The organism is Pacificispira spongiicola (assembly GCF_012926505.1).
Classification (GTDB): Bacteria; Pseudomonadota; Alphaproteobacteria; order UBA8366; family Aestuariispiraceae; genus Pacificispira; species Pacificispira spongiicola.
The window spans coordinates 380,551-401,131 of the sequence record NZ_JABBNT010000002.1 but is presented as its reverse complement, the minus strand read 5'-3'; the positions used below and the strand labels follow the sequence as shown (position 1 = coordinate 401,131).

Below are 20,581 nucleotides of genomic sequence, written 5' to 3'. Positions count from 1 at the left end.
GGTCGGGTGGACAATTTATTTACCCTGGAATGGGGTGTCGTCGCGGGACTCGCGGCGGCGGCGGGCGTTGCGCGTGGGCTTTCGGGGTTCGGTATCGGGCTGATCATGATGCCGATCGGCGCATCGCTGCTGACGCCTGCCTTCATGGTGCCGGTCCTGTCGGTGCTGGATTGCCCGGCCTCCCTGGTGCTGGTGCGGGAGGCATGGAAACAGGTCGATAGACGCGCGCTTGCCTGGCTGGCAGGCGCGGCCCTTATCGCCATGCCCGTCGGGATCGCGCTGTTGAAACTCGTGGAGGCCGAAACATTGGCCGTCGCGGTCAACGTCATGGTTTTGGCCACCGCCTTGGCATTGCTGGCGGGGTTGAAAATCAGCGGCGAGGCATCGCGTTTGCGCACCATCGTGACCGGTGCCTTGTCCGGCCTGATGCAGGGCGCGGCGGCGCTACCGGGACCGGCGGTCATTCTGGGATGGGTGGCGGCGCAGGTGCCGGGGCCGACGCTACGCGCCAATATCATCGCCTATTTCGCGCTGATCGATGCCATCGCCGTGGTCATGCTGACGATCTCCGGCGTCTTCACCTGGGATACGTTGATCTTCGGCCTTTCCCTGCTGCCGATCTATCTGGGTGGGGTGGTGATCGGGCGGCGGCTGTTCGGCGTGATTTCCGAACGGGCTTTTCGCCGGGTCGTATTGGGGCTGGTCATCCTGGGCAGCGTCACCGGCATCGCGATGACGACGCTTTAGCTGCCTTTTTCCGGCAGGCGCGCTGTCAGTGTCGTTCCCAGGCCACTGGGCAGCGCCCGCATCAGCCAGCCGGACAGGCGCATTTGCCAGGGGAAGGATATCTTCGCCGTTCCGCGTGCCAATCCCTTGCGAACGGTGGCGGCAGCGCGGTCCGCCTCCATAAAGAAGGGCATGGGAAAGTCGTTCGCATCGGTGATCCGGCTGCGCACGAAACCGGGACAGACGGCGCAGACGGTAACCCCGTCGCGCCCATGCTTGCCGCGCAACCCTTCGGCATAGGCCAGGACGGCGGCTTTTGCGGCGGAATAGGCGGGGGCGCTGGGAAAGCCCCGGTTTCCGGCAATGGAACTGACCAGGGCTATGGTTCCGGATTTCCGCGCCAGCATTCTATCCAGCGCCGGATGAACGGTGTTCAAGACGCCCGTCAGGTTGACGTCGAAGATACGGCGCACGGCGTCTTCATCGGCTTCCCCCGCGATACCGGCATTGGCGACAACAATATCCAACGGTGCGGCATCGTCGCAGGCTTCGATCCAGGTCCGCATGCTGTCCCGGTCCGTAACGTCCAATTGGGCGGTGTCGACCGAAGCTCCGGCATCCCGGCATTGCGTCGCGACGGCGTTTAAGCGGGTTTCATCCCGGCCCGATAGACACAGGCGGTTTCCCGGCTCGGCATAGGCTTTCGCCAGGGCCTCCCCAATGCCGCTGGAGGCGCCGGTGATCAGGATCGTTGTCATGGCCGCAGAATGGGGATTTCCCCGAAAGGCGGCAAGTCTTCCCTTTCCGGGCCGCACATGCGAAAGAAAGCGCCGAACCGAAGCAGGGGGATTTGAACATGACGGTCGCCAGCATGACGGGCTTTGCGCGTTCCGAAGGCGGGGACGCGGCATTGCTGTGGTCTTGGGAGGCGCGCAGCGTCAACGGCAAGGCGTTGGACATGCGCCTGCGCCTGCCGTCGGGTTGGGAACGGTTCGACCCGATCGTCCGCAAGGCCGTCCAGGCGCGCTTCAAGCGCGGGAACTTGTCGGTCAATCTGGATGTCCGCCCCGTCGCGGGCCGCAGTGCCGTCCGCATCAACGAAGAACTGCTGGAAGCGCTGATCGACCGGTGCCGTGCCTTCGGCGAAACGCCCCGCTTGGACCAGTTGCTCACCGTGCGCGGGGTTGTGGATACCGCCGATAGCGACGAAAACCCACTCAACGACGAGTCGCGCCTGTTCGCCGTGGAGGCGACGCTGGGGGAAACGCTGGACGCCCTGGTCGCCGCCCGAAAGGAAGAAGGGGCCCGGATCGGCGCGGTTCTGATCGATCACCTGACCGAAATCGAAGGGCTGGTCACGGCGGCTTCCACCTCCGCCGATGCGGCGCCGGATGCGATCCGCGCCCGGCTGGCGGCACAGTTGGAAGACCTGTTGCCGAAGGATGGGGCCTTGCCGTCCGAGCGGTTGGCACAGGAAGCCGCCGTTCTGGCGGTGAAGGCCGATGTCCGCGAGGAATTGGACCGTCTGCGGGCCCATATCGCCGCCGCACGGGATCTGTTGGCGGAAGGGGCGGGCGTCGGCCGCCGTTTCGATTTCCTGTGTCAGGAATTCAATCGGGAGGCCAATACCCTGGCCTCCAAATCCTCCGCCATCGAACTGACGCGAATCGGCCTAGACCTCAAAGCCGTCATCGACCGCCTGCGCGAGCAGGTGCAGAACCTCGAATAGTTCTCAGCCAGGAACCGGTACATGCCCGCGAGCGACTATGATCTCAACCCCATCCGCCGACGCGGCCTGATGTTGGTCCTGTCCTCCCCGTCCGGGGCGGGGAAGTCGACCATTTCCCGCGCGATCCTGGAAGACGACGACAATATCTCCATGTCCGTATCGGTCACGACCCGCCCCAAACGGCCGGGGGAGGTCGACGGCGTTCATTATCATTTCATCGACAAGACCGAATTCGATCTGATGGTGAATCGCGGGCAGCTTTTGGAACATGCGAAAGTGTTCGACAATTATTACGGCACGCCGCGTGCCGCCGTGATGGACGCGCTGGTCCAGGGTAAGGACGTTCTCTTCGATATCGACTGGCAGGGCACGCAGCAATTGGCGGAAAGCGCGTTGGACGATCTGGTCCGCGTCTTCATCCTGCCGCCGTCCTCCCACGAATTGGAGCGACGCCTGAACACGCGCGCCCAGGACAGCCAGGACGTCATCGCGGGCCGCATGGCGAAGGCCGCGGATGAGATGAGCCACTATCCCGAATACGATTGGGTCATCGTGAACACGGACCTGGATCAAAGCATCAGCGATGTTCGCGCCATTCTGCGTTCCGAACGCCTGAAACGCAAACGTCAGGTCGGTCTGGGCGAATTCGTGAAAGGTCTTCGGGCGGGGTAGAGTGTATCAAGCGCGACGCCCTCCACACCGATAGGTATCCCTTCGAAATTTGAACGATATTGCCGATAGTCACGTATCCCGGAATACGTGAAAACTGTTGATTTTCTATAGGAAATGCATCGTAAAACAATCGTTGGGATTTAAAAATAGAAATAAAAACCATCGTAAGATATATTTAGCGCGGTGTTATGGTAATTTGCGACATCCACGTTCAGGGGGCCAGCTTAAGGGGGCAGGAACATGGGTTGGAAATTATTAGCGCTATCGTCTGTTTTTGTATCTGTCGCTGCGTGTAAGACTGTCGTCGTTGAGTACGATGACACAGTAATACAAGATAATATTAAGTATGGTGCGCGTCAGGAAGCAGTGCATTATTCGGAATTTATGAAGAATGCGAAGTCCAATGAAGGATACTATCGCATTAGTGCACGTTTTCTTGATGTAGAGCACTCGGAGCTTCCGGGTTTCGTGAAACAAAAGGCGCGTCATCCGATTTCGATACGGGATGTATGTGCGTCCCAGGTGGAGGACCTCAAACAGGATAAAATTACCGGGCTGATGGGAATCTATACCGGCGATCCGATTAAATTTGAGGACCTGGGCAATGTCCGAGATCAGATCAATCCCGGGCATTATTTCGTTATGTTGGATCCGATCCACGGCAAAGATGAGATCAAGTGCCATATCGACGAACAGGAATATACGGTTCTGTCGACCCGGCGGTGGAATACGTATGACCCCGTCAAAGTGAATTTTGTGATGATCAATTCATTGAAGATCGACACGAAGGTTGAGGACGTGGTGGATACGCTTACCGGCGTGTTCAAATTCGCCGATCCGACGGGGGTTGTCTTTAAGCTGAGCGAGTTGACGGAGGCGGAATCCGCGGGGACACGCATCGGCGATCTGCTGAACGCGGGGTTGAGCGAGAAATCGGTTTTGATTAAACCCCAAACCTTTTTGATCGGGCAAAGCGCCTGGGACCAAAAGACCCGCCGGTATGTTGAGGTCAGCTATTTCGTCAAGGACACCTCGTCAGAAACGCCGACGATACCAAAACGAACGATCGGTTTTGTGGAGGTTCTCTTTGAAGCGAGACCGTCGGTCTTGATAACCGGGGAATTGAAGGAAGGGTACCCTGATTTCGCGGGCTACACGGTCGCCAATTTGCCAGCGTCGTCCGTCGACATGCTAGGCACGCAAATCAATCTGAACGCCTTGCTGAACCAAAGCCTCCCATCTGCCAGCGAAATGCCGATAAGTTCGGGGGACTTCAATTTTCGATGCCAAACGCTCGACGGTCAGCTCAAGACATATTTCAAACTGGCCGAGATTGATCGGGCGGCGGTGCTTTCCCTGTTTGCCGAAAGGGCGATGCCGAATGTCTTTTCAAGCTCGACTAAGGTACCGAGCATCGTCGGTCTGCCGCCCATCCCGATCTTCACCTACGATGAATCGGAAAGCGAACAATTGCGTGAACGCGATGCGGGTTTGGTAAAACTGCGTGCCGTGGAACAGTCGTTGGAGCAGTATCTCGCCGCCTTCCAAAACAGTTGCCTGCAGGGGCGGACCGCTCTCATGGCGAAGATCGGATCCAGGGTCGGACGCCTTAACGAGCAGGCGACCATGCGACTGGAGACAGTTCGCAAGAGAATTGAGGGCTTTGAGAATGCCGCCTTCAATATTCTGCCGCCCGAACGCGTCTCGGAAACGATACGAAACCGAGTCCACAATGCATTTTACCGTGTTGAGGGCCGGAACCGAGTCGATGCGGATTTCAGCGCATGGATGGAAGACGGTGTATTTTTGAGAGTCCGATCCCCACTGGCCAAAATTATCGCCAATGACGAATACGATGAGAGCAGTTTAGGGCAGGGGGTGAACATCAGTCGAACCGATTTCATCGCATTGACCAAGACGGTCTGGGCGCAATTTGGCTGCTACCTGAACATCGCCAACAATGAGAGCGAGGAAGATCGGATACCGATCGCGTTTTCACAATTCGACTTACCCGGATACGACTTGATGGGGTTGCTTGAATATTTCGGCGACGATATCCCGGACAATAACCGCATTAGTGCTGTTTTCCTGAAATATGGTTCTCACACCGGTGACGGTAGGCTGCCTAAGGTCGCGGAATTCCGGATCGTGAAGATCGAGAAGAAGCAATTGGACGTCTTGAAGGCCCGTTTGCCTTCGAACTCCGATTGCTTGAGCCAAGGCGGTCTTTGGGAGCGGACAAAAACAGCGCTTGAGTCTCAGGTTGCACTGCTCGCAACCCGGCAATAGCAGTTAAAGCCGAACGGACGGGCTATTGGTCCGTCCGTTCGCGCACCCAATCCTGAAAGCGCTTCAGCCAGTGTTCTTCCGGCATCAGGACGCCCTCCGTGAAGCGGCGGGATCGCATGCCTTCCTGATTCAATTCGGAGGCTTCCGCATCCTGCTGCATCACCAGGATGGCGAAATCCGTCACCTTGCTCAGGTCGAAATCGGGGCGTTCCATGGTCTCCGGCAGGAATAGCCATTCGACCTCGATCTCCGTTTCCTCCGGCCCCAGGGGCAGCAGACGGACCGACCGCATGTAGTCGACATGGCAGGCGATGAAGACCGACGGGGCGCTGATGAAATAGGACTGGCCGCGCGCGATTTCTTCCGGCGTCAGATTGGGGAAAGGTTCCCGTAGGGCCACGCCGTCGCTGGTCCAGCTTTGCGCGCCTTCCTTCAAGCCACCGACGAAACGCGGGTCGCCGCTTTCCGCCGTGTCTTGCCAATGCGGGTCGTCGCGCTGGCCGGAAATGCGGCGGCCGTAGATCGGCACCAGATCGCAAAGTTCCGGATGGATATTCGGGCAATGAAGGCATTCGTTGAAATTGTCCCAGAATGTCTTCCAGTTGCATTTCATCACCTTGCGCCAGGTGTACCCGACGACAAGGTCCTCGACCGGCCAATGTTCGATGCGGTCGCTGCCGCGTTCGAAACTGTCGCGCAGATCCGGGGCGTCGTCGCCCAGACAGACGAAGACGAGGCCGCGCCATTCCTGAACATGTACGGGATAGAGCGGGAAATCGGCCTTGTCGAAATCCGCCGCTTCGGCCAGGGAGGAGGTGGCGAGCAAGTCGCCCTCCATCGAATAGGCCCATTGGTGATAGGGACAGCGGATCGCCTTCCCGGTCAGGCGGCCTTGCGCTTCCTTGCACAGGATGGACCCGCGATGGCGGCAGGTATTGTGAAAGCCGCGCAATTGGCCGTCTTCGCCGCGTACCAGTAGGATGCGCTGACTGCCGATCTTGAAGGTGCGAAAGGACCGCGGTTTCGCCATCGTGCTGCCGTGACAGAGGTAGAGCCATTCCCGATAGAAGATGCGGTCCAACTCATGCTCATACCAGGCGGGATCGTAATAGGTACTGCCGGGCAGGGTGGGTTCGACACGGTCCAGCCCGTCAAAATCTTCATCGCCGGTCAGCGTCTTGCCCGACGCTTTACCCGTTCCAGGCCGTACCGCGCTCATATCCGTTCCCCAAATGGATGTTTCCGGGAAACTCTGACCGAGACTGAGGGGACTCCGCAACTGAATTTTTTTAAGTGATTGCTTAAATAAAATATCGGTAGGGGTTTAAAGGAACATGCCCCCCCGGACCGGAGGGCTGTTCAGCAGAGTGCCGATCACCGAAAGCCCCTGTTTCAGGCGGCTTTCGGATGCTTCGTGGCTCAGGCACAGGCGGATGGCATTCGGGGCGTCGGACGGACGTTCCGCGAAGGCGGCGGCTTCCGTGACAAGCACGCCTTGCCGGGCGGCTTCCGCCCGAAAAGCGTCGGCTCGCCAGCCATCGGGCAGGGGCAGCCAAAGGTGCAAACCATCCGGGTCGGCCTGAATGGCGAGGTCGGGAAGGGCGGTTTGCGCCAATTCCTGACGATGGCGGGCAATGCGGCGTTGCCGCTTCGTCAACCTGTCGGCGGCCCCGTCCAGGATCAAGCGCGCCCCGATGTCCGCCATCAGGGGCGGCGTCATCCAGCAGCTCAAATGGACTGCCTGCCGCAAGGCCGGGACGAAACGGTCGGGCGCGCGGACGAACCCGACGCGCAATCCAGGCGCGACGCATTTCGAAAGGCTGCTTAGAAACACCGTGTTTTTCGGGGCATGCAGGGCGAGGGGCGGCGGCGCATCGGCCTTCAATCGCCCAAAGACATCGTCTTCGATCAGCTTAACGTCATATTTCACGGCAATGGCCGCGATGGCCCGCCGTCTGTCTTCCGGCAGGGTCAGGGTCGTCGGCGACTGCAGGGTCGGCGTGAGATAGAGGGCTCGCGGCGCACCGGATTTGCAGGCGGCTTCGAACGCGTCGGGACGGATGCCGACGGCGTCCATCGCGACGCCTCCCAGTTTCAGGCCCAGCCGGTCCGCCATGGCGCGCACGGGCGTGTAGGTCAGAGTTTCGGTCAATAGCAGGTCGCCGGGGCGCAGCAGCGCCATCAGGCAGCAAAAGATGCCATGCTGCGCACCGTTGGTGATGACCAGTGTGTCTTCGTCGGCGGTCAGGCCGGATGGCGAAAGCCATGTTTGCGCGGCTTTTAGGGCGAGCGCCGGATCGGCATCGGTTTGATAGTCCAGCGACGCCTGGATCATATCGGACAATCCCAAGTCGTGCAGGACGCGCGCCACGGGCGCCGCCGCCAACCCTGGGGCCGGTAGGTTTTTGGACAGGTCTATGGGGCCGGTGTCCGCGCGCCGCAGGTCCCCGACCGATCCGCCAGTGAGATCGCTTCCCGGCTCCCGAACGAAAGTGCCGCGTCCGACCTCTCCACGCAGAAGGGCGCGGTTCACCCCCTCCGCATAGGCGCGGCTGGTCGTGTTGGGGGACAGGCCCAGTTGATAGGCCATTTCCCGATGCGGCGGCAGTTGTGTTCCCGGTTCCAGGCGCCCATCGGCGATGGCGTCCGACAGCGCCTCCACAATTTGCCGGTACTTCGGTCCACGCCGATTGGACAGGTCGGGAAGCCAAATTGCCATTGGTGCAATGTATCCGTTGTTTCTGGAAATAAAGGATGCAATTTCGATAGCAATAAGATCATTCATCCAGCGAAAGGTCAATGTCATGAAAGCCAGCCGCACGCTCACCGGAACGGGCCTCGCGCTCGTCTGCCTGTGCATCCTTGGGGTCATGCCCGTTATCTCGAACAGCCGCCCGGCAGGTTTCGGCGCGTTGGAGTTCGCTTTCTTCCTGTCCGTATGGCAGGTCGTGTTCGCGACGCCGCTCTTTGTCCGAGAACTTCGGGGACCGAATAAGGGGGTTTTCGCGGCGGGCTTCTCACCGTCGGAAAGGCGGCGCGTGATCCGCGCGACTTTGTTCACCGGCGCGCTGTTCGGGCTGTCGACCTATCTATACGTCTACGGCGTCGAAAAGGCGGGGGCGGTAAGCGCCGCGATCGCGATTCAGGCCTATCCGCTCTTTGCCATTCTGTGGGAGGCGATCCTCCTCAAACGCCGCAAGACTGCCTTGGAACTGGCGCTGACCGGATTGCTGGTGGGGGCGCTGTATTATCTGGGGACCGGCGGGACGGGGCGGATCGACGGTTTCTCGCCCTGGATCCTGGTGGTTCTGGGCGTGCCGTTCCTGTGGAGCATCGCCCATGTCATCATCAAGGAGGAACTGGGCCGCACGCCGATCACGCCGTCGCAGGTGACCTTCTTCCGGGTATCGATATCGACCGTCTTCTTGGCGGGTGTCGTCGCCGTCGTCGCGCCGGAAGGGTTCGTGGACAACATCCTGCGCCTGGATTTTCAGAGGGTCGCGCTGGTGATGGGGCTGGTCTATTACCTGGAACTGTTCGTCTGGTTCCACGCGGTCCGCTTCATCGATGTTTCGTTGGCCAGTTCCATTACGACGCCGTGGCCGGCCGTGACGATGGTGCTGGCCGCCCTGTTCTTGGGAGAGGCGGTTGCCGCCTATCAGATCGGAGCCTTCGTGATCGTCGTTCTGTGTATCTATGGGCTGGCGGTCGCGGGGATGCGAAAGGAAAAGAAGGCGGCTTAGTCGTCTTCATCCTTCGGCCGCTTCAGGACGGCATGCCGGTCCAGCGGTTCGCTTTCCACGATGAATTGGGTGCGGTCGCTGGCGAAGTAGGAGAGGCCATATTCGATCGTCCGCCCGTCCATATCGACATTGATGCTTTCCGTCTGCAGGACGGGGCGCGTCTGAGGCTGTTGTAGATGGGTCGCCAATTGGCGTGTCGGCATCGTGGCGGTGATCCGCGTGGAAAACCGCTTGTAGTCCGACACGCCGCAGGCGCGCAGGGATTCCGTAATCGACTGCGAGGTGCGGAAGGCCTCGATAATGCCGCCGAAGCGTTTGGCCGGGAAATAATGGGTGGCGACACTGATCGGCCGCCCGTCGGCCTCGCTGATCGTTTCTAGCAGATAGACGGGCGCGCCCTTCCGCACGCCAAGGTTCCGCGCGACCGATGCGTCGGCACGAACCTGTTCGGCCCGCAGCAGGACCTTGCTGGGCAGGCGGTTGGCGCTGTGCAGGTTCTGCGTGAAACGCGTGCGCTCCCCAATCGGATATTCGACAAGGTCGTTCTGCACGAACGTGCCCCGGCCTTGTTCGATCCGGACCTTGCCCATTTCCTGAAGGAAAGACATGGCGCGCCGGACCGTGTGCCGGTTTACGGCGAAACGACGGGACAGGTCGCCTTCCGTCGGCAGGCGGTCGCCGGGCTGATAGGTGCCCTGGTCGATTTCCACTTCCAAGGACCCGGCAATCTGACGCCAAATCGGTTCGCCTTCGGTTTGGTACATGCTCGAACTCTCCGCAAATTATCTTACAGGTCTGTTGCCGCGTCATAAGAATTTCACGGGACCGGGGCAGACTGCCTATTGCATATCCGCCCTGGATACTTCATTCTAAATTCATCTAGACGTCTATACGAATTAACGCGGGGTGTCTAGACCAATTTGCGAATTGTCGATCACGTCAAGTATGGCAAGGCAGGTATGCAATGAACGGCGACACAGGGGCGGCGACGGCGCTGCGCGACGCGCAAGCACCCGAAGAAACGGCGGCCCGTCAGGAATGGATGGCGTTGTTGAGCTGGGCCACGACGGCGCGGCTCTCCACGCTTTGGGATGGGGTGCCGGATAAGCCGGGTGCCCGGTTCCTGCGGGCGCCCGAATGCGGTCTGGTGATGACGCAAGGCCGCATCGGCGGCACCGGCAGCCCGTTCAATCTGGGTGAAATCACGGTGACGCGGTGCAGCGTGATTCTCGATAACGGGACCGTCGGACACGCCTATCAGGCCGGGCGCGACAAGGCGAAGGCGGAAATCTCCGCGACACTGGATGCGATGATGCAGGACCCGGCGCGTCGTGTGGACCTGGATCGCACCGTCTTTCAGCCGCTGCGCGCCGAGCGCGCCCGAAAGGATGCCGCCCGCGCCGCCAAGGCGGCGGCGACCAAGGTCGATTTCTTCACCATGGTTCGCGGCGAAGACTAAAGGGGATCGAGATCATGACCGTACAGGAACTCACGCCCGGTTTCAGCGACCCCGTCCGCGATGCGGCGGTTAGCTTCCGATGCTTGCTGAATGCCATGTCCCGGCCGGGGCTGGTCCGCGCCTTGCCGGTGCAGCCGGACTGCCCGGCGCCCTTCAATGCCGGGGCGACCGTGATCGCACTCAGCCTGCTCGATGCGGATACGACGGTTTGGGTAGCGGATTCGTTGGCCAGTCCGGTGGTGACGGCCCACATCGCCTTCCATACCGGGGCGAAGCCGGTGGCGACGGTGGGGGACGCCGCTTTCGTTTTCGCGCCGATCGCGGAATTGCCGGAGTTGCTGCCGCAGCTATCCATCGGGACGCCGGAATATCCGGACCGGGCCGCGACGTTGATCGCCCTTGTCGACGGTTTCGGCGGCGCGGAGGAGCGGCGGCTGTCCGGTCCCGGGATCGACGGAAATACGGAAATGGCGCCGATCGGACTGAATGCGGCGGGCTGGGACGTTTTGGCGATGAATGCGGGACTGTTCCCACTGGGCGTCGATACGTTCTTCGCCGGGCCGTCCTCCGTCGCCGCGTTGCCGCGCAGCACGCGCATTTCCCCCAACGCCGCGTGAAGGAGACAGACCCATGTATGTGGCAGTAAAAGGCGGCGAAAAGGCGATCGACAATGCGCATCGTCTGTTGGCCGAAACCCGGCGCGGCGATACCGGCGTGGCGGAGCTTTCGGTGGATCAGATCCGCGAACAGTTGAAGCTGGCGGTGGACCGCGTGATGACCGAAGGATCGGTCTATGACCCCGAACTGGCGGCGCTGGCGATCAAGCAGGCGCGCGGTGACCTGATCGAGGCGATCTTCCTGGTCCGTGCCTATCGCACGACCTTGCCGCGCTTCGGTACCAGCAAACCCGTCGAAACCGGCAAAATGCGGTTGGAACGTCGGATTTCCGCGACCTTCAAGGATGTGCCGGGCGGTCAGGTTCTGGGCCCGACCTTCGACTATACCCATCGGTTGATCGATTTTGCGTTGGCCGCCGAAGGGGAACCGCCGCGGGCGGAAGCCCGCGAGGATTTCAGCGAGGAGACGCTGGCCGCGCCGCATGTTTTGGACCTGCTGGCCGAGGAAGGCTTGGTCGAGCGGCCGGAACGCGATGATGAGGCGGTGCCGGGCGACATCACACGCCATCCGTCGGAATTTCCGATGGATCGGGCGACCCGGCTGCAAAGCCTTGCACGCGGCGACGAAAGCTACCTTCTGGCGCTGGGATACTCGACGCAGCGCGGCTATGCGAAATCGCACCCTTTCGCGGGCGAAATCCGGTTGGGACGCGTGTCGGTGGAATACGTGCCGGAGGAACTGGGCTTCCCGGTCGAAATCGGCGAAATCGAACTGACCGAATGCAACATGATCAACCAGTTCGCGGGCTCCAAGAAAGTCGCGCCGCAATTCACGCGCGGCTACGGCGTTGCGATGGGACATGGCGAACGCAAGGCGATGGCCATGTCGCTGGTCGACCGGTCCTTGCGCGCCGTGGAACTGGGCGAGGAGGTGAAAGCCCCGGCTCAGGATCAGGAATTCGTTCTGGAACACTGCGACAACGTGCAGGCGACGGGCTTCGTCGAACATTTGAAATTGCCGCATTATGTCGATTTCCAATCCGAATTGGGCCTTGTCCGGCGCATGCGTCAGGAAGTGGAAAGCAATCTCGCGGAAGCGGCGGAGTAGGGACGATGCAGGAAGAGCAGAACTACAATTTCGCCTATCTGGACGAACAGACGAAACGCATGATCCGGCGGGCGCTGCTGAAGGCGCTTGCGGTGCCCGGTTATCAGGTGCCTTTCGCGGGCCGGGAAATGCCCATGCCCTATGGCTGGGGCACCGGCGGCATTCAGGTGACGGCGGCGATTTTGGAACCGGAAGACACGCTGAAGGTCATCGACCAAGGCGCGGACGACACGACCAACGCGGTGTCCATCCGTAAGTTCTTCCAAAAAGTCGCGGGCGTGGAAACGACGGAAAAGACGGAAGAGGCCTCCATCATCCAGACGCGTCACCGCATCCCGGAACGCGATCTGGAGGAAGGCCAGATCATGGTCTATCAGGTGCCGATCCCGGAACCGCTGCGCTTCCTGGAGCCGCGCGAAACGGAAACGCGCAAGATGCACGCCCTGGAGGAATATGGGCTGATGCATGTGAAGCTGTATGAGGATATCGCGCGCCACGGCCATATCGCGACGACCTATGCCTATCCGGTGAAGGTCGCGGACCGGTACATCATGGACCCGTCGCCGATCCCGAAATTCGACAATCCGAAGCTCGACAACTCCCCGGCGTTGCAATTGTTCGGCGCGGGTCGCGAAAAGCGGATTTACGCGCTGCCGCCCTATACCCCGGTGAAGAGCCTGGATTTCGAGGATCATCCCTTCGAAACCCAGACCTGGGACGAGCCTTGCGCCCTGTGCGGTGCGACGGACAGCTACCTGGACGAGGTCATTATGGACGATAAGGGCACGCGGATGTTCGTATGCTCCGACACCGACTATTGCACGACGCGGCGAGAGGCAGGGCATGTCGGCCCGGATGCGCAGGCTGTCGGGGAGGCTGCGGAATGAGCGCCCAAACGATGCAACAACCTGCCCGGAACGATGTATCGACTGATACGCCGCTCCTGACCGTGGATCGCCTGACGAAGCTATACGGCAATCAGCTTGGCTGCGCCGATGTCAGTTTCGACCTCTATCCGGGGGAGGTGATGGGAATCGTCGGCGAAAGCGGGTCCGGCAAGACGACCCTGCTGAACTGCCTCGCCGGTCGTCTGTCGCCGGAAGAAGGCAGCGTCGTCTATACCGACCGCACGGGCGAGGAGGTGGACGTTCATGCCGTGTCCGAACCGCGCCGCCGCATGCTGATGCGCACCGATTGGGCCTTTGTGCACCAGAACCCGCGTGACGGGCTGCGCATGGGCGTCAGCGCCGGGGGGAATGTCGGCGAACGCCTGATGGCCGCGGGGGCGCGTCATTACGGTAAAATCCGATCCGCCGCGCTGGACTGGATGGAAAAGACGGAAATCGACCTGACCCGTATCGACGACCGGCCGAGCACCTTCTCCGGCGGCATGCAGCAGCGCCTGCAAATCGCCCGGAACCTCGTTACCGGCCCGCGTCTGGTCTTCATGGACGAACCGACTGGCGGCCTGGACGTGTCGGTTCAGGCGCGTCTGCTCGACCTGCTGCGTGGGCTTGTCGCGGAAATGGGGTTGAGCGCCATCATCGTCACCCACGATTTGGCCGTGGCGCGCCTGCTGTCGCACCGGCTGATGGTCATGCGGCGGGGCAAGGTCGTGGAGCGCGGTCTGACCGATCAGGTTCTGGACGACCCGCAACACGACTATACGCAGCTTCTCGTCTCCTCCGTCCTTCAGCCGTAAGGAATGCGCGCGATGCAAGACATGTTGAAACTGAACAACGTCGCCAAAAGCTTCACGCTGTATAATCAAAGCGGGATTCAAATTCCTGTTTTTGAAGGGCTTTCCCTGTCGGTGGAGAAAGGCGAGTGTGTCGCCCTGGCCGGGCCGTCCGGCATGGGGAAATCGACCCTGATGCGCATGATCTACGGCAACTATCTATGCCCGGCGGGGGCGATCGACATCCGCCATCGCGATACCTGGGTCGATATCGCCAGCGCCGATCCGCGCGTCGTGTTGGATATCCGTCGCTGGACCCTGGGCTATATCAGCCAGTTCCTGCGCGTCGTGCCGCGCGTCTCCGCGCTGGACGTCGTCGCGGAACCGCTGGTCGGACGGGGGATGAAGCCGGATGAGGCGCGGGAGCATGCGGCAGTCATGCTGGGCCGACTGAACCTGCCGGAATCGCTTTGGCATCTGGCCCCGGCGACGTTTTCCGGCGGCGAACAGCAGCGCGTGAATATTGCGCGCGGCTTCGTGGCGCGCTACCCCGTCATGCTGTTGGACGAACCGACGGCGTCGTTGGACAAGGCGAACCGCGAGGCGGTTTTGACCCTGATCGAAGAAGCGAAGTCCGACGGGGTGGCCGTGGTCGGTATCTTCCATGACGCGGAAACGCGGGAAGCGGTTTGTACCCGCGAATTCCTGATGTCGGACTTCAAGAAGGCGGCGTAAGAATCTGAATGGATGGGAAAATGAACGAGATTTCGCAACTGAACACGATGCCGTTCGAAGGCGATGACGAATCGGATACGGTAATTTTCGCCAATGCCTATCTGATCCTGCCCAACCGGGTCGAACGCGGGCGGGTGACCGTTGAGCGTGGCCTGATTACGGAAATCGCGGAAGGCGATGCCGTGCCGACCGCGCCGGGCGCGACGGTGATCGACTGCGCCGGCGACTATCTGATGCCGGGCATGATCGAACTGCATACCGACAACGCCGAAAAGCACCTGATGCCGCGTCCCGGCACGGCCTGGCCGCCGCTGGCCGCCGCCATCGCGCATGATATGCAGATCATCGCCGCCGGAATCACCACGGTCTATGACAGCGTCGCCGTCGGTGCCTTCGATGAAGGCGACATGCGGTTGAAAACGCTGCAGGCGATCTGCGATGCAGTCGTGGAGGGCGCGCAGAACAATCTGTTCAAGGCGGATCATAAAATCCACCTGCGCTGCGAAATCGCCTTCGCCGGGATTGAGAACCTGCTGCCGCCGCTGGTGGCGGGCGATCTGGTCGGGCTGTTGTCCGTCATGGATCATACGCCCGGTCAGCGCCAATTTGTCGACGAAAGCAAATACCGCCTCTACTACCAAGGCAAGCACGGCTTCACCGATGCGGAAATGGAGGCCTATATCGTCGAACGCAAGAAGGATCAGATCCGCAACAGCGCGCGGAACCGGGCCTTCGTCGTCGATCTGGCACATCAATACGGCCACGCGCTGGCCAGCCATGACGACGCGACGGAGGCCCATGTGGACGAGGCCGTGCGGGACCGCATGACCATTGCGGAGTTCCCGACCACCGTGGACGCGGCCCGCGCCTCGCATGAAAAAGGTTTGGCGGTTCTGATGGGGGCGCCGAACCTCGTGCGCGGTGGATCCCATTCCGGCAATGTCGCAGCGATTGAACTGGCGCGGTTGGGGCTTCTGGATATCGTGTCCAGCGACTATTTCCCGGCGGCCATGATCCATTCCGCCTTCCTGCTGGCGGAACAGGCGGAGTCTATGGACCTACCCGCCGCCGTCGCCACGGTGACCCGCAACCCGGCGAAGGCCGTGGGCTTGACCGACCGGGGCGAAATCGCGGTCGGGATGAAGGGCGACCTGCTGCGCGTCCACGACGCCCGCCACCATCCGTTGCTGCGCGGCGTCTGGCGCGACGGACATCGGGTATCCTGATCGGATGACCGCGCGCTTCATCGCCGTTGTCGGCCCCAGCGGTGCGGGCAAGGACAGCCTGATCGACGCGGCGCGCCGTCATTTCGGGGAAGACGGGCCGATCCGTTTCGTTCAACGCGCGATCACGCGGCCCGCCGATGCAGGGGGGGAGGCGCATGAGGCCCTGACAGCGGAAGAATTCGCCGCTCGTGCCGCGTCCGGCGGTTTCGCCCTGCATTGGGAAGCGCATGGCCTGTCCTATGGCATTCCGGCGGATATCCGCGACAGTCTTGCGGTGGGGCGCAGCGTTTTGGCAAACCTGTCCAGAGCCGCCATTTCGCAAATGCGGCAGGAATTTCCGGAGCGCCGGATTCTGGTCGTGACGGCATCGCCCGCCGTTCTGGCAGGACGTCTGGCCGCGCGAGGTCGGGAAAGCGCGGCGGAAATCGAGGCGCGGCTGTCCCGTGCCCCAACGGAATTTCCGGAAGGGCCTGATGTCGTGACCGTCAGGAACGAAGGCCCTCTGGCGGAGGCCGAGCGAGCGTTTATCGCCGCCCTTCACGGATAACCAAAAAAGTCATCCTCGCGCAGGCCAGGATCCAGGGCGGATTGCGCCGTCGCAACCTGTCGCTCTGGACCCTGGCCTGCGCCAGGGTGACGGTTAGGTGTCCAGCGGAAACCGCTCCACCACCCGGAAGGGCGTTCCGTCGCCCGCTTCGGCGTAAAGGCATAGGTCGCGCAACACGATGGGCCGCGCGTTCGGTCCGATAACCGGTTCCAGGCGCGGGGCCAGCCCGTTTATCACACGATTGCCGAGGTCTTCGTCCAGGCGGCTCGTCAGGGTGACGTGGAACCGGAATTCCTCCATCACATAGGGGTATCCCCAATCCTGTAGATAGGCTTCCTGACGAGCGGTCAGACCGGCCTTGCGACGGCGGGCCAATTCCGCATCGCTGGCGGGGGCGCGAAAACTGTCCAACACCCGCACACAGGTCGCGGCGAGGTCGCCCAACGCGTCCGGCGGCGTTTCGGGGCAGAGCGCCAGAAAACCGCTCAACCGCTTCAACCGCATTGGCGACAGGGTGACCGGCGACAGACGTCGGGCAAGGCCGGACAGTGCGGCGCGCAGGCTATCGGCATCCGTGCCTTCCGCCAGAACGAAGGGCGGTTTCAACGTCCCGTGCAGGGCATAGCGGCGCGGATCGGCGACCATCGCGGCATGAGCCTCCGCGTCGTAACCGGGCAGGGGATCCGCGGCATGCGCCGCGCCGCTTTCCGGGTCGATCCCCAACCAGGACTTCCCGAAATCGTGCAGCGGTTCCCCCTGTCGTGGACCGAAGTAAATCGCATAGCGATGCATTGTCATGGCGTCCCCCGATGACATCCCCGATGGCGTGTTTGCGATTAGCACGGCACGGTCAGGACAGGTCTGTCAATTGCGCCGTGGGTAAACTCGGAAAATTTCATGTTTTTTAAATAATTCAATTAATTGTACGCTCTTCCCTACCGCAGTGGATAACGCTTGCTTGATCTCGATCCAGGGGGATGTGCCGTTGAACGCAGGGGGAAGTTTCTGGACGTTTCGCTGCCTGCTTCCGGTGATCGTGATGGTCTTCTGCTGGACGGTTTCCGGGACGGCGCAGGCCGGAGAACGACAGTGCGACCCGCAATGGCATACCGCGCGGCTGACCCATTACGAATCCTATCCGGTGCCCGGCAGCGCGGAATGCGTCGATTATAACGGCTGCGCTTGGGCAGGTCAGTTTTATGGTCTGGAAGGAAAACGATCCGAAAGCTGGGTCGCCTGGCACAATATCGTTGCGGTTCACATGAAGGACTGGCCGTTGCTTGGCATGAAAGTTCTGCGCCTGCGCCAAGGAGCACGGACGATTGATGTCCGTGTCCTTGATGCGTGTTCGGACGCCGATTGCGACGGCTGTTGTACGGCCAATCTCGGCGGCGACGGCTACCTGATCGACATCGAGAAATACACGATGCAGCGTTTCGGGGCCGGCGACGGACTGGTCGATTTTCAGGTGTGCCGTTAAGGCGTCGGACTACAGCGTCTCCAACAGAAGCCAGATACCGAGCGCGGCGAAGACACAGGCCGCTATCAGGCGCATGGCCGTCATTGGGATACGGCGGACAAGTTCCTTACCCAGGAAGACCGCCGGGACATTTGCGATCATCATGCCCAGGGTCGTGCCCAGGGTGACGAAGATCGTGTCCTGGAACCGAGCGCCCAGGGCGATGGTGGCGATTTGGGTCTTGTCCCCCATCTCCACCAGGAAGAAGGCGACCAGCGTCGTCATGAAGGCGCCGAACCGGCTGTAGTTTTCGTTCAGGCCGTCGTCCTTGTCCGGGATCAGGGTCCAGGCGGCCATGGCCAGGAAGGAGGCGGCGACCGCCAACCGGAACCAGTAACCATCCAGGAAATCGGCGACTTGGCTGCCGAGCAGGGCGGCAAGGAAATGGTTGGCGAGGGTGGCGGCCAGAATGCCCGCGACGATAGGCCAGGGCCTACAGAACCGCGCGGCAAGGACGATGGCGAGCAATTGGGTCTTATCGCCGATTTCCGCCAGGGCGACGGCGGCGGTTGAGGTCAGAAACGCTTCCATGAGACCGAAACTCCAGGGCCGGGCGTTGAACGATCGTGTTTCGAACGATCCAACGACATCGTCTCCCCCGCCCAGCCGGTGCGGAAAGCCGATGTCATCGGTCTCGCCCGAACGATCTGTCCGATCGCTCCCTTCGCACCACGGTCTGAGGACCGAGTATGTTGACGCGAAGGCCCGTTCCATGATCCGCACTGGGATGGGAACGGTCGGCTACTCCCCAAGTGACGGGGGTGGTCATATCGTCTCGCCGGTGTCGGCGCAACATTTCACTGCAAATTCAGGCCAACCGGGAATTTCGCCCGGATTTCCGCATCGACGGCGTCGGAAATGTGGGACGGATGGTGAGTGCGCAGCAGTTCCGCGGTTTTCTTGACGGCGCGGTCGATGATGGTCGTCGATCCGCCTTCCACCCATTCCTTGGGGCTCGTCCGGTCACCGACCAGCGGATAGACGTAATCCTTCTGCATCCGCCCAATGGTCTGGCTGTGCCCAAGATAATGCCCCGGCCCCTCGATGCAGACCTGCCGGATGGTTTCGACGGACAGGGAATCGTCGTCGGTTTCGATCCCGCGTACTGTGCGCAGACTGGCCCCGATCGCGTCATTGTCCATCAGGACGCTTTCCAGGCAGAATCCCAGCAGGCTGGCATGCATACCGGCGGATTCGTACACCAGATTGGCCCCCGAATTGCCGACGAGCGCATAGTTGTAGCCCTTTTCGTATCCGGCCTGGGCGTCTGGGATTTTCGAATCCGCCATTCCCGCGCAGACACCGCCCGTCAGGTCGTAGAAATTGGCCATTTGCGCGCAGGCCGCCATCAGCAAGGCCTGTTCGCCGCTGCCGCCCGACATCGCCCCCGTTCGCAGGTCCGATACGAAAGGCCATGTCCCGAAGATGCAGGGATGGCCCGGTTTCAACGCATTGACATAAACCAGACCGGCGAGAACTTCCGCCACTTCCTGGACAACGGCGCCGGCCAAGGAGGCGGGACTGGTCGCCCCGGCCTGTCCGGCGGCCAGCAACAGGATCGGCATGCCGCCCTTGACCGCCGATTCCAGGCAGCGGCAGGCATCTTCCGCGAATTTCATCGGCGGGACGACGAAGCAGTTGGACATGCTGACGAAGGGACGCGCGCGCCATTTATCCTCGCCGCCCGCAATCATGTGCAGCATTTCCAGCGACGCGTCGAAATGGTCCGGATGGACCCAACTGCTGCCGACATGTTTCGATGTGCCCCGGACGGAGGCGTAGCATGTGTTGAAATCCATTTCGAACGGGTCCGGCAGATCCCGGCACACGACGGACCGCTGGAAAAAATGGATATGATCCATCGCGTCGACCAATCGTGCGATGTCGTAGAGGTCGCGCGTCGTGGATTCGCGGTATTTCCTGGTGACGGGATCGACAATATGAACGGCCGCGCCCGCGGTGCCGAAATAAACCTTCTTGCCCCAGGGTTCCATGTCGTGGCGCGGGTCCTGCCCATGCAGCACGAATTTCCGCGCCGCGATGGCCAGGGTGTCCTCGACCAGCGCGCGCGGGATGCACAGACGCCCATATTCGTTCAGGAACCCGCCGCGGGCCGTCACGGCCTCGATACAGGTCGGGATCGCATCCGCCAGACCGACGGTTTCCAGGATTTCCAGGGCGGCAGTGTGAATGCGCAGAATGTCGGTCTCGTTGAGAACCTGATAGTGCCCGCCTTCCATGCCGGGCCGTACCGGGCGGATGTCGTCTGTCAACGGTGCCGCGCGCAAGGCCTGGCGGGCGAGACGACCGCCGCGACGACGACTACCGCCGGTATCGGCCAAGGCCGGTGTAGGCGATGCGGAAGAGGGCGCGGCGCCTTGAATTTCATCCGGGGTAATCAGCGTCATGCGGCATTCCTTCTCCCATGGCCACTACCGGTCCGGTGCGGTCGAATAGTTTTGGGAAGTCTTGCGCGTAAACGGCTGTCTCGACAAACGCGATTATTTCAAATAACGGTCAGATTAATTCATGT

The 20,581-nt window shown here is 61.4% G+C and carries 21 protein-coding genes and 1 riboswitch; of the genes, 14 read left to right on the top strand and 7 right to left on the bottom strand.

Translation table 11 applies throughout. The features are described 5' to 3' along the window. The first annotated feature begins 6 nt into the window (after positions 1-6). A complete protein-coding gene (locus HH303_RS07095) occupies positions 7-747 on the top strand; it encodes a sulfite exporter TauE/SafE family protein (RefSeq protein ID WP_169624534.1) in 741 nt (246 codons plus the stop codon). Here the strand turns inward: HH303_RS07095 and HH303_RS07090 are convergent. Further along, entirely contained in the window at positions 744-1,484 is a 741-nt protein-coding gene (locus tag HH303_RS07090; RefSeq protein WP_169624533.1) for an SDR family NAD(P)-dependent oxidoreductase, read from the bottom strand. The two genes, HH303_RS07095 and HH303_RS07090, sit on opposite strands and share 4 nt — an antisense overlap. 98 nt (positions 1,485-1,582) lie before the next feature. On the opposite strand from HH303_RS07090, the gene HH303_RS07085 reads away from it, so the two are divergent. The 3 genes from HH303_RS07085 to HH303_RS07075 all read left to right on the top strand — a co-directional run bounded on the left by HH303_RS07085 (position 1,583) and on the right by HH303_RS07075 (position 5,416). After that, a complete protein-coding gene (locus HH303_RS07085; RefSeq protein WP_169624532.1) occupies positions 1,583-2,455 on the top strand; it encodes a YicC/YloC family endoribonuclease in 873 nt (290 codons plus the stop codon). A 21-nt stretch (positions 2,456-2,476) separates the two neighbouring features. Then, complete coding sequence (gene gmk / locus HH303_RS07080) at positions 2,477-3,127, top strand: guanylate kinase (protein ID WP_169624531.1); 651 nt, start codon at positions 2,477-2,479, stop codon at positions 3,125-3,127. A gap of 240 nt (positions 3,128-3,367) precedes the next feature. Next, on the top strand, positions 3,368-5,416 hold the full coding sequence (locus HH303_RS07075) for a hypothetical protein (protein ID WP_169624530.1): 2,049 nt from the start codon (positions 3,368-3,370) through the stop codon (positions 5,414-5,416). Between the two features lie 22 nt (positions 5,417-5,438). Here the strand turns inward: HH303_RS07075 and HH303_RS07070 are convergent, their stop codons facing one another. Beyond that, a complete protein-coding gene (locus HH303_RS07070; RefSeq protein ID WP_169624529.1) occupies positions 5,439-6,635 on the bottom strand; it encodes an aromatic ring-hydroxylating oxygenase subunit alpha in 1,197 nt (398 codons plus the stop codon). A 105-nt stretch (positions 6,636-6,740) separates the two neighbouring features. Continuing rightward, complete coding sequence (locus tag HH303_RS07065) at positions 6,741-8,135, bottom strand: aminotransferase-like domain-containing protein (RefSeq protein WP_169624528.1); 1,395 nt, start codon at positions 8,133-8,135, stop codon at positions 6,741-6,743. 85 nt (positions 8,136-8,220) lie between these two features. On the opposite strand from HH303_RS07065, the gene HH303_RS07060 reads away from it, so the two are divergent. After that, complete coding sequence (locus HH303_RS07060) at positions 8,221-9,159, top strand: DMT family transporter (protein WP_227421612.1); 939 nt, start codon at positions 8,221-8,223, stop codon at positions 9,157-9,159. Here the strand turns inward: HH303_RS07060 and phnF are convergent. Then, complete coding sequence (gene phnF / locus HH303_RS07055) at positions 9,156-9,923, bottom strand: phosphonate metabolism transcriptional regulator PhnF (RefSeq protein WP_169624526.1); 768 nt, start codon at positions 9,921-9,923, stop codon at positions 9,156-9,158. The genes HH303_RS07060 and phnF overlap by 4 nt on opposite strands. Before the next feature lie 200 nt (positions 9,924-10,123). Here phnF and phnG point away from each other — a divergent pair, with 200 nt between their 5' ends. Genes phnG through phnN form a run of 8 tightly spaced genes read left to right on the top strand, consistent with a single transcriptional unit; the run spans position 10,124 to position 16,529 of the window. Next, positions 10,124-10,618 carry a phosphonate C-P lyase system protein PhnG gene (gene phnG, locus HH303_RS07050; protein WP_169624525.1) on the top strand — a complete coding sequence of 165 codons (495 nt, stop codon included), beginning with the start codon at positions 10,124-10,126 and terminating at the stop codon, positions 10,616-10,618. A 14-nt stretch (positions 10,619-10,632) separates the two neighbouring features. Further along, positions 10,633-11,235, top strand: coding sequence for a phosphonate C-P lyase system protein PhnH (phnH, locus tag HH303_RS07045; protein WP_169624524.1), 603 nt, complete (start codon positions 10,633-10,635; stop codon positions 11,233-11,235). A gap of 13 nt (positions 11,236-11,248) precedes the next feature. Then, a complete protein-coding gene (locus tag HH303_RS07040) occupies positions 11,249-12,343 on the top strand; it encodes a carbon-phosphorus lyase complex subunit PhnI (protein WP_169624523.1) in 1,095 nt (364 codons plus the stop codon). A gap of 5 nt (positions 12,344-12,348) precedes the next feature. Then, positions 12,349-13,230: an alpha-D-ribose 1-methylphosphonate 5-phosphate C-P-lyase PhnJ gene (locus HH303_RS07035; protein WP_169624522.1), complete on the top strand. Its 882-nt coding sequence runs from the start codon at positions 12,349-12,351 to the stop codon at positions 13,228-13,230. Next, complete coding sequence (gene phnK / locus HH303_RS07030) at positions 13,227-14,045, top strand: phosphonate C-P lyase system protein PhnK (protein WP_227421611.1); 819 nt, start codon at positions 13,227-13,229, stop codon at positions 14,043-14,045. The genes HH303_RS07035 and phnK overlap by 4 nt, the downstream gene beginning before the upstream one ends. Before the next feature lie 12 nt (positions 14,046-14,057). Then, on the top strand, positions 14,058-14,756 hold the full coding sequence (gene phnL / locus HH303_RS07025) for a phosphonate C-P lyase system protein PhnL (RefSeq protein WP_169624521.1): 699 nt from the start codon (positions 14,058-14,060) through the stop codon (positions 14,754-14,756). A 20-nt stretch (positions 14,757-14,776) separates the two neighbouring features. Further along, positions 14,777-15,982 (top strand): alpha-D-ribose 1-methylphosphonate 5-triphosphate diphosphatase, encoded by a 1,206-nt coding sequence (locus HH303_RS07020; protein ID WP_227421610.1) that lies wholly within the window; start codon positions 14,777-14,779, stop codon positions 15,980-15,982. A gap of 4 nt (positions 15,983-15,986) precedes the next feature. Beyond that, entirely contained in the window at positions 15,987-16,529 is a 543-nt protein-coding gene (gene phnN, locus HH303_RS07015) for a phosphonate metabolism protein/1,5-bisphosphokinase (PRPP-forming) PhnN (protein WP_169624520.1), read from the top strand. A gap of 93 nt (positions 16,530-16,622) precedes the next feature. Here the strand turns inward: phnN and HH303_RS07010 are convergent, their stop codons facing one another. Further along, the gene (locus HH303_RS07010; RefSeq protein ID WP_169624519.1) at positions 16,623-17,327 is read right to left on the bottom strand and encodes a DUF1045 domain-containing protein; all 705 of its coding nucleotides are present in this window, start codon (positions 17,325-17,327) and stop codon (positions 16,623-16,625) included. A 160-nt stretch (positions 17,328-17,487) separates the two neighbouring features. Between HH303_RS07010 and HH303_RS07005 the strand changes: the two genes are divergently transcribed. After that, positions 17,488-18,009, top strand: a complete 522-nt coding sequence (locus HH303_RS07005; protein WP_169624518.1) for a hypothetical protein — start codon at positions 17,488-17,490, stop codon at positions 18,007-18,009. Positions 18,010-18,018: 9 nt separating this feature from the next. Here the strand turns inward: HH303_RS07005 and HH303_RS07000 are convergent, their stop codons facing one another. After that, complete coding sequence (locus tag HH303_RS07000; RefSeq protein WP_169624517.1) at positions 18,019-18,579, bottom strand: TMEM165/GDT1 family protein; 561 nt, start codon at positions 18,577-18,579, stop codon at positions 18,019-18,021. Positions 18,580-18,606: 27 nt separating this feature from the next. Continuing rightward, positions 18,607-18,811, bottom strand: a riboswitch (yybP-ykoY riboswitch). Between the two features lie 34 nt (positions 18,812-18,845). After that, the gene (locus HH303_RS06995) at positions 18,846-20,456 is read right to left on the bottom strand and encodes a trimethylamine methyltransferase family protein (RefSeq protein WP_169624516.1); all 1,611 of its coding nucleotides are present in this window, start codon (positions 20,454-20,456) and stop codon (positions 18,846-18,848) included. Between the last annotated feature and the right edge of the window lie 125 nt (positions 20,457-20,581).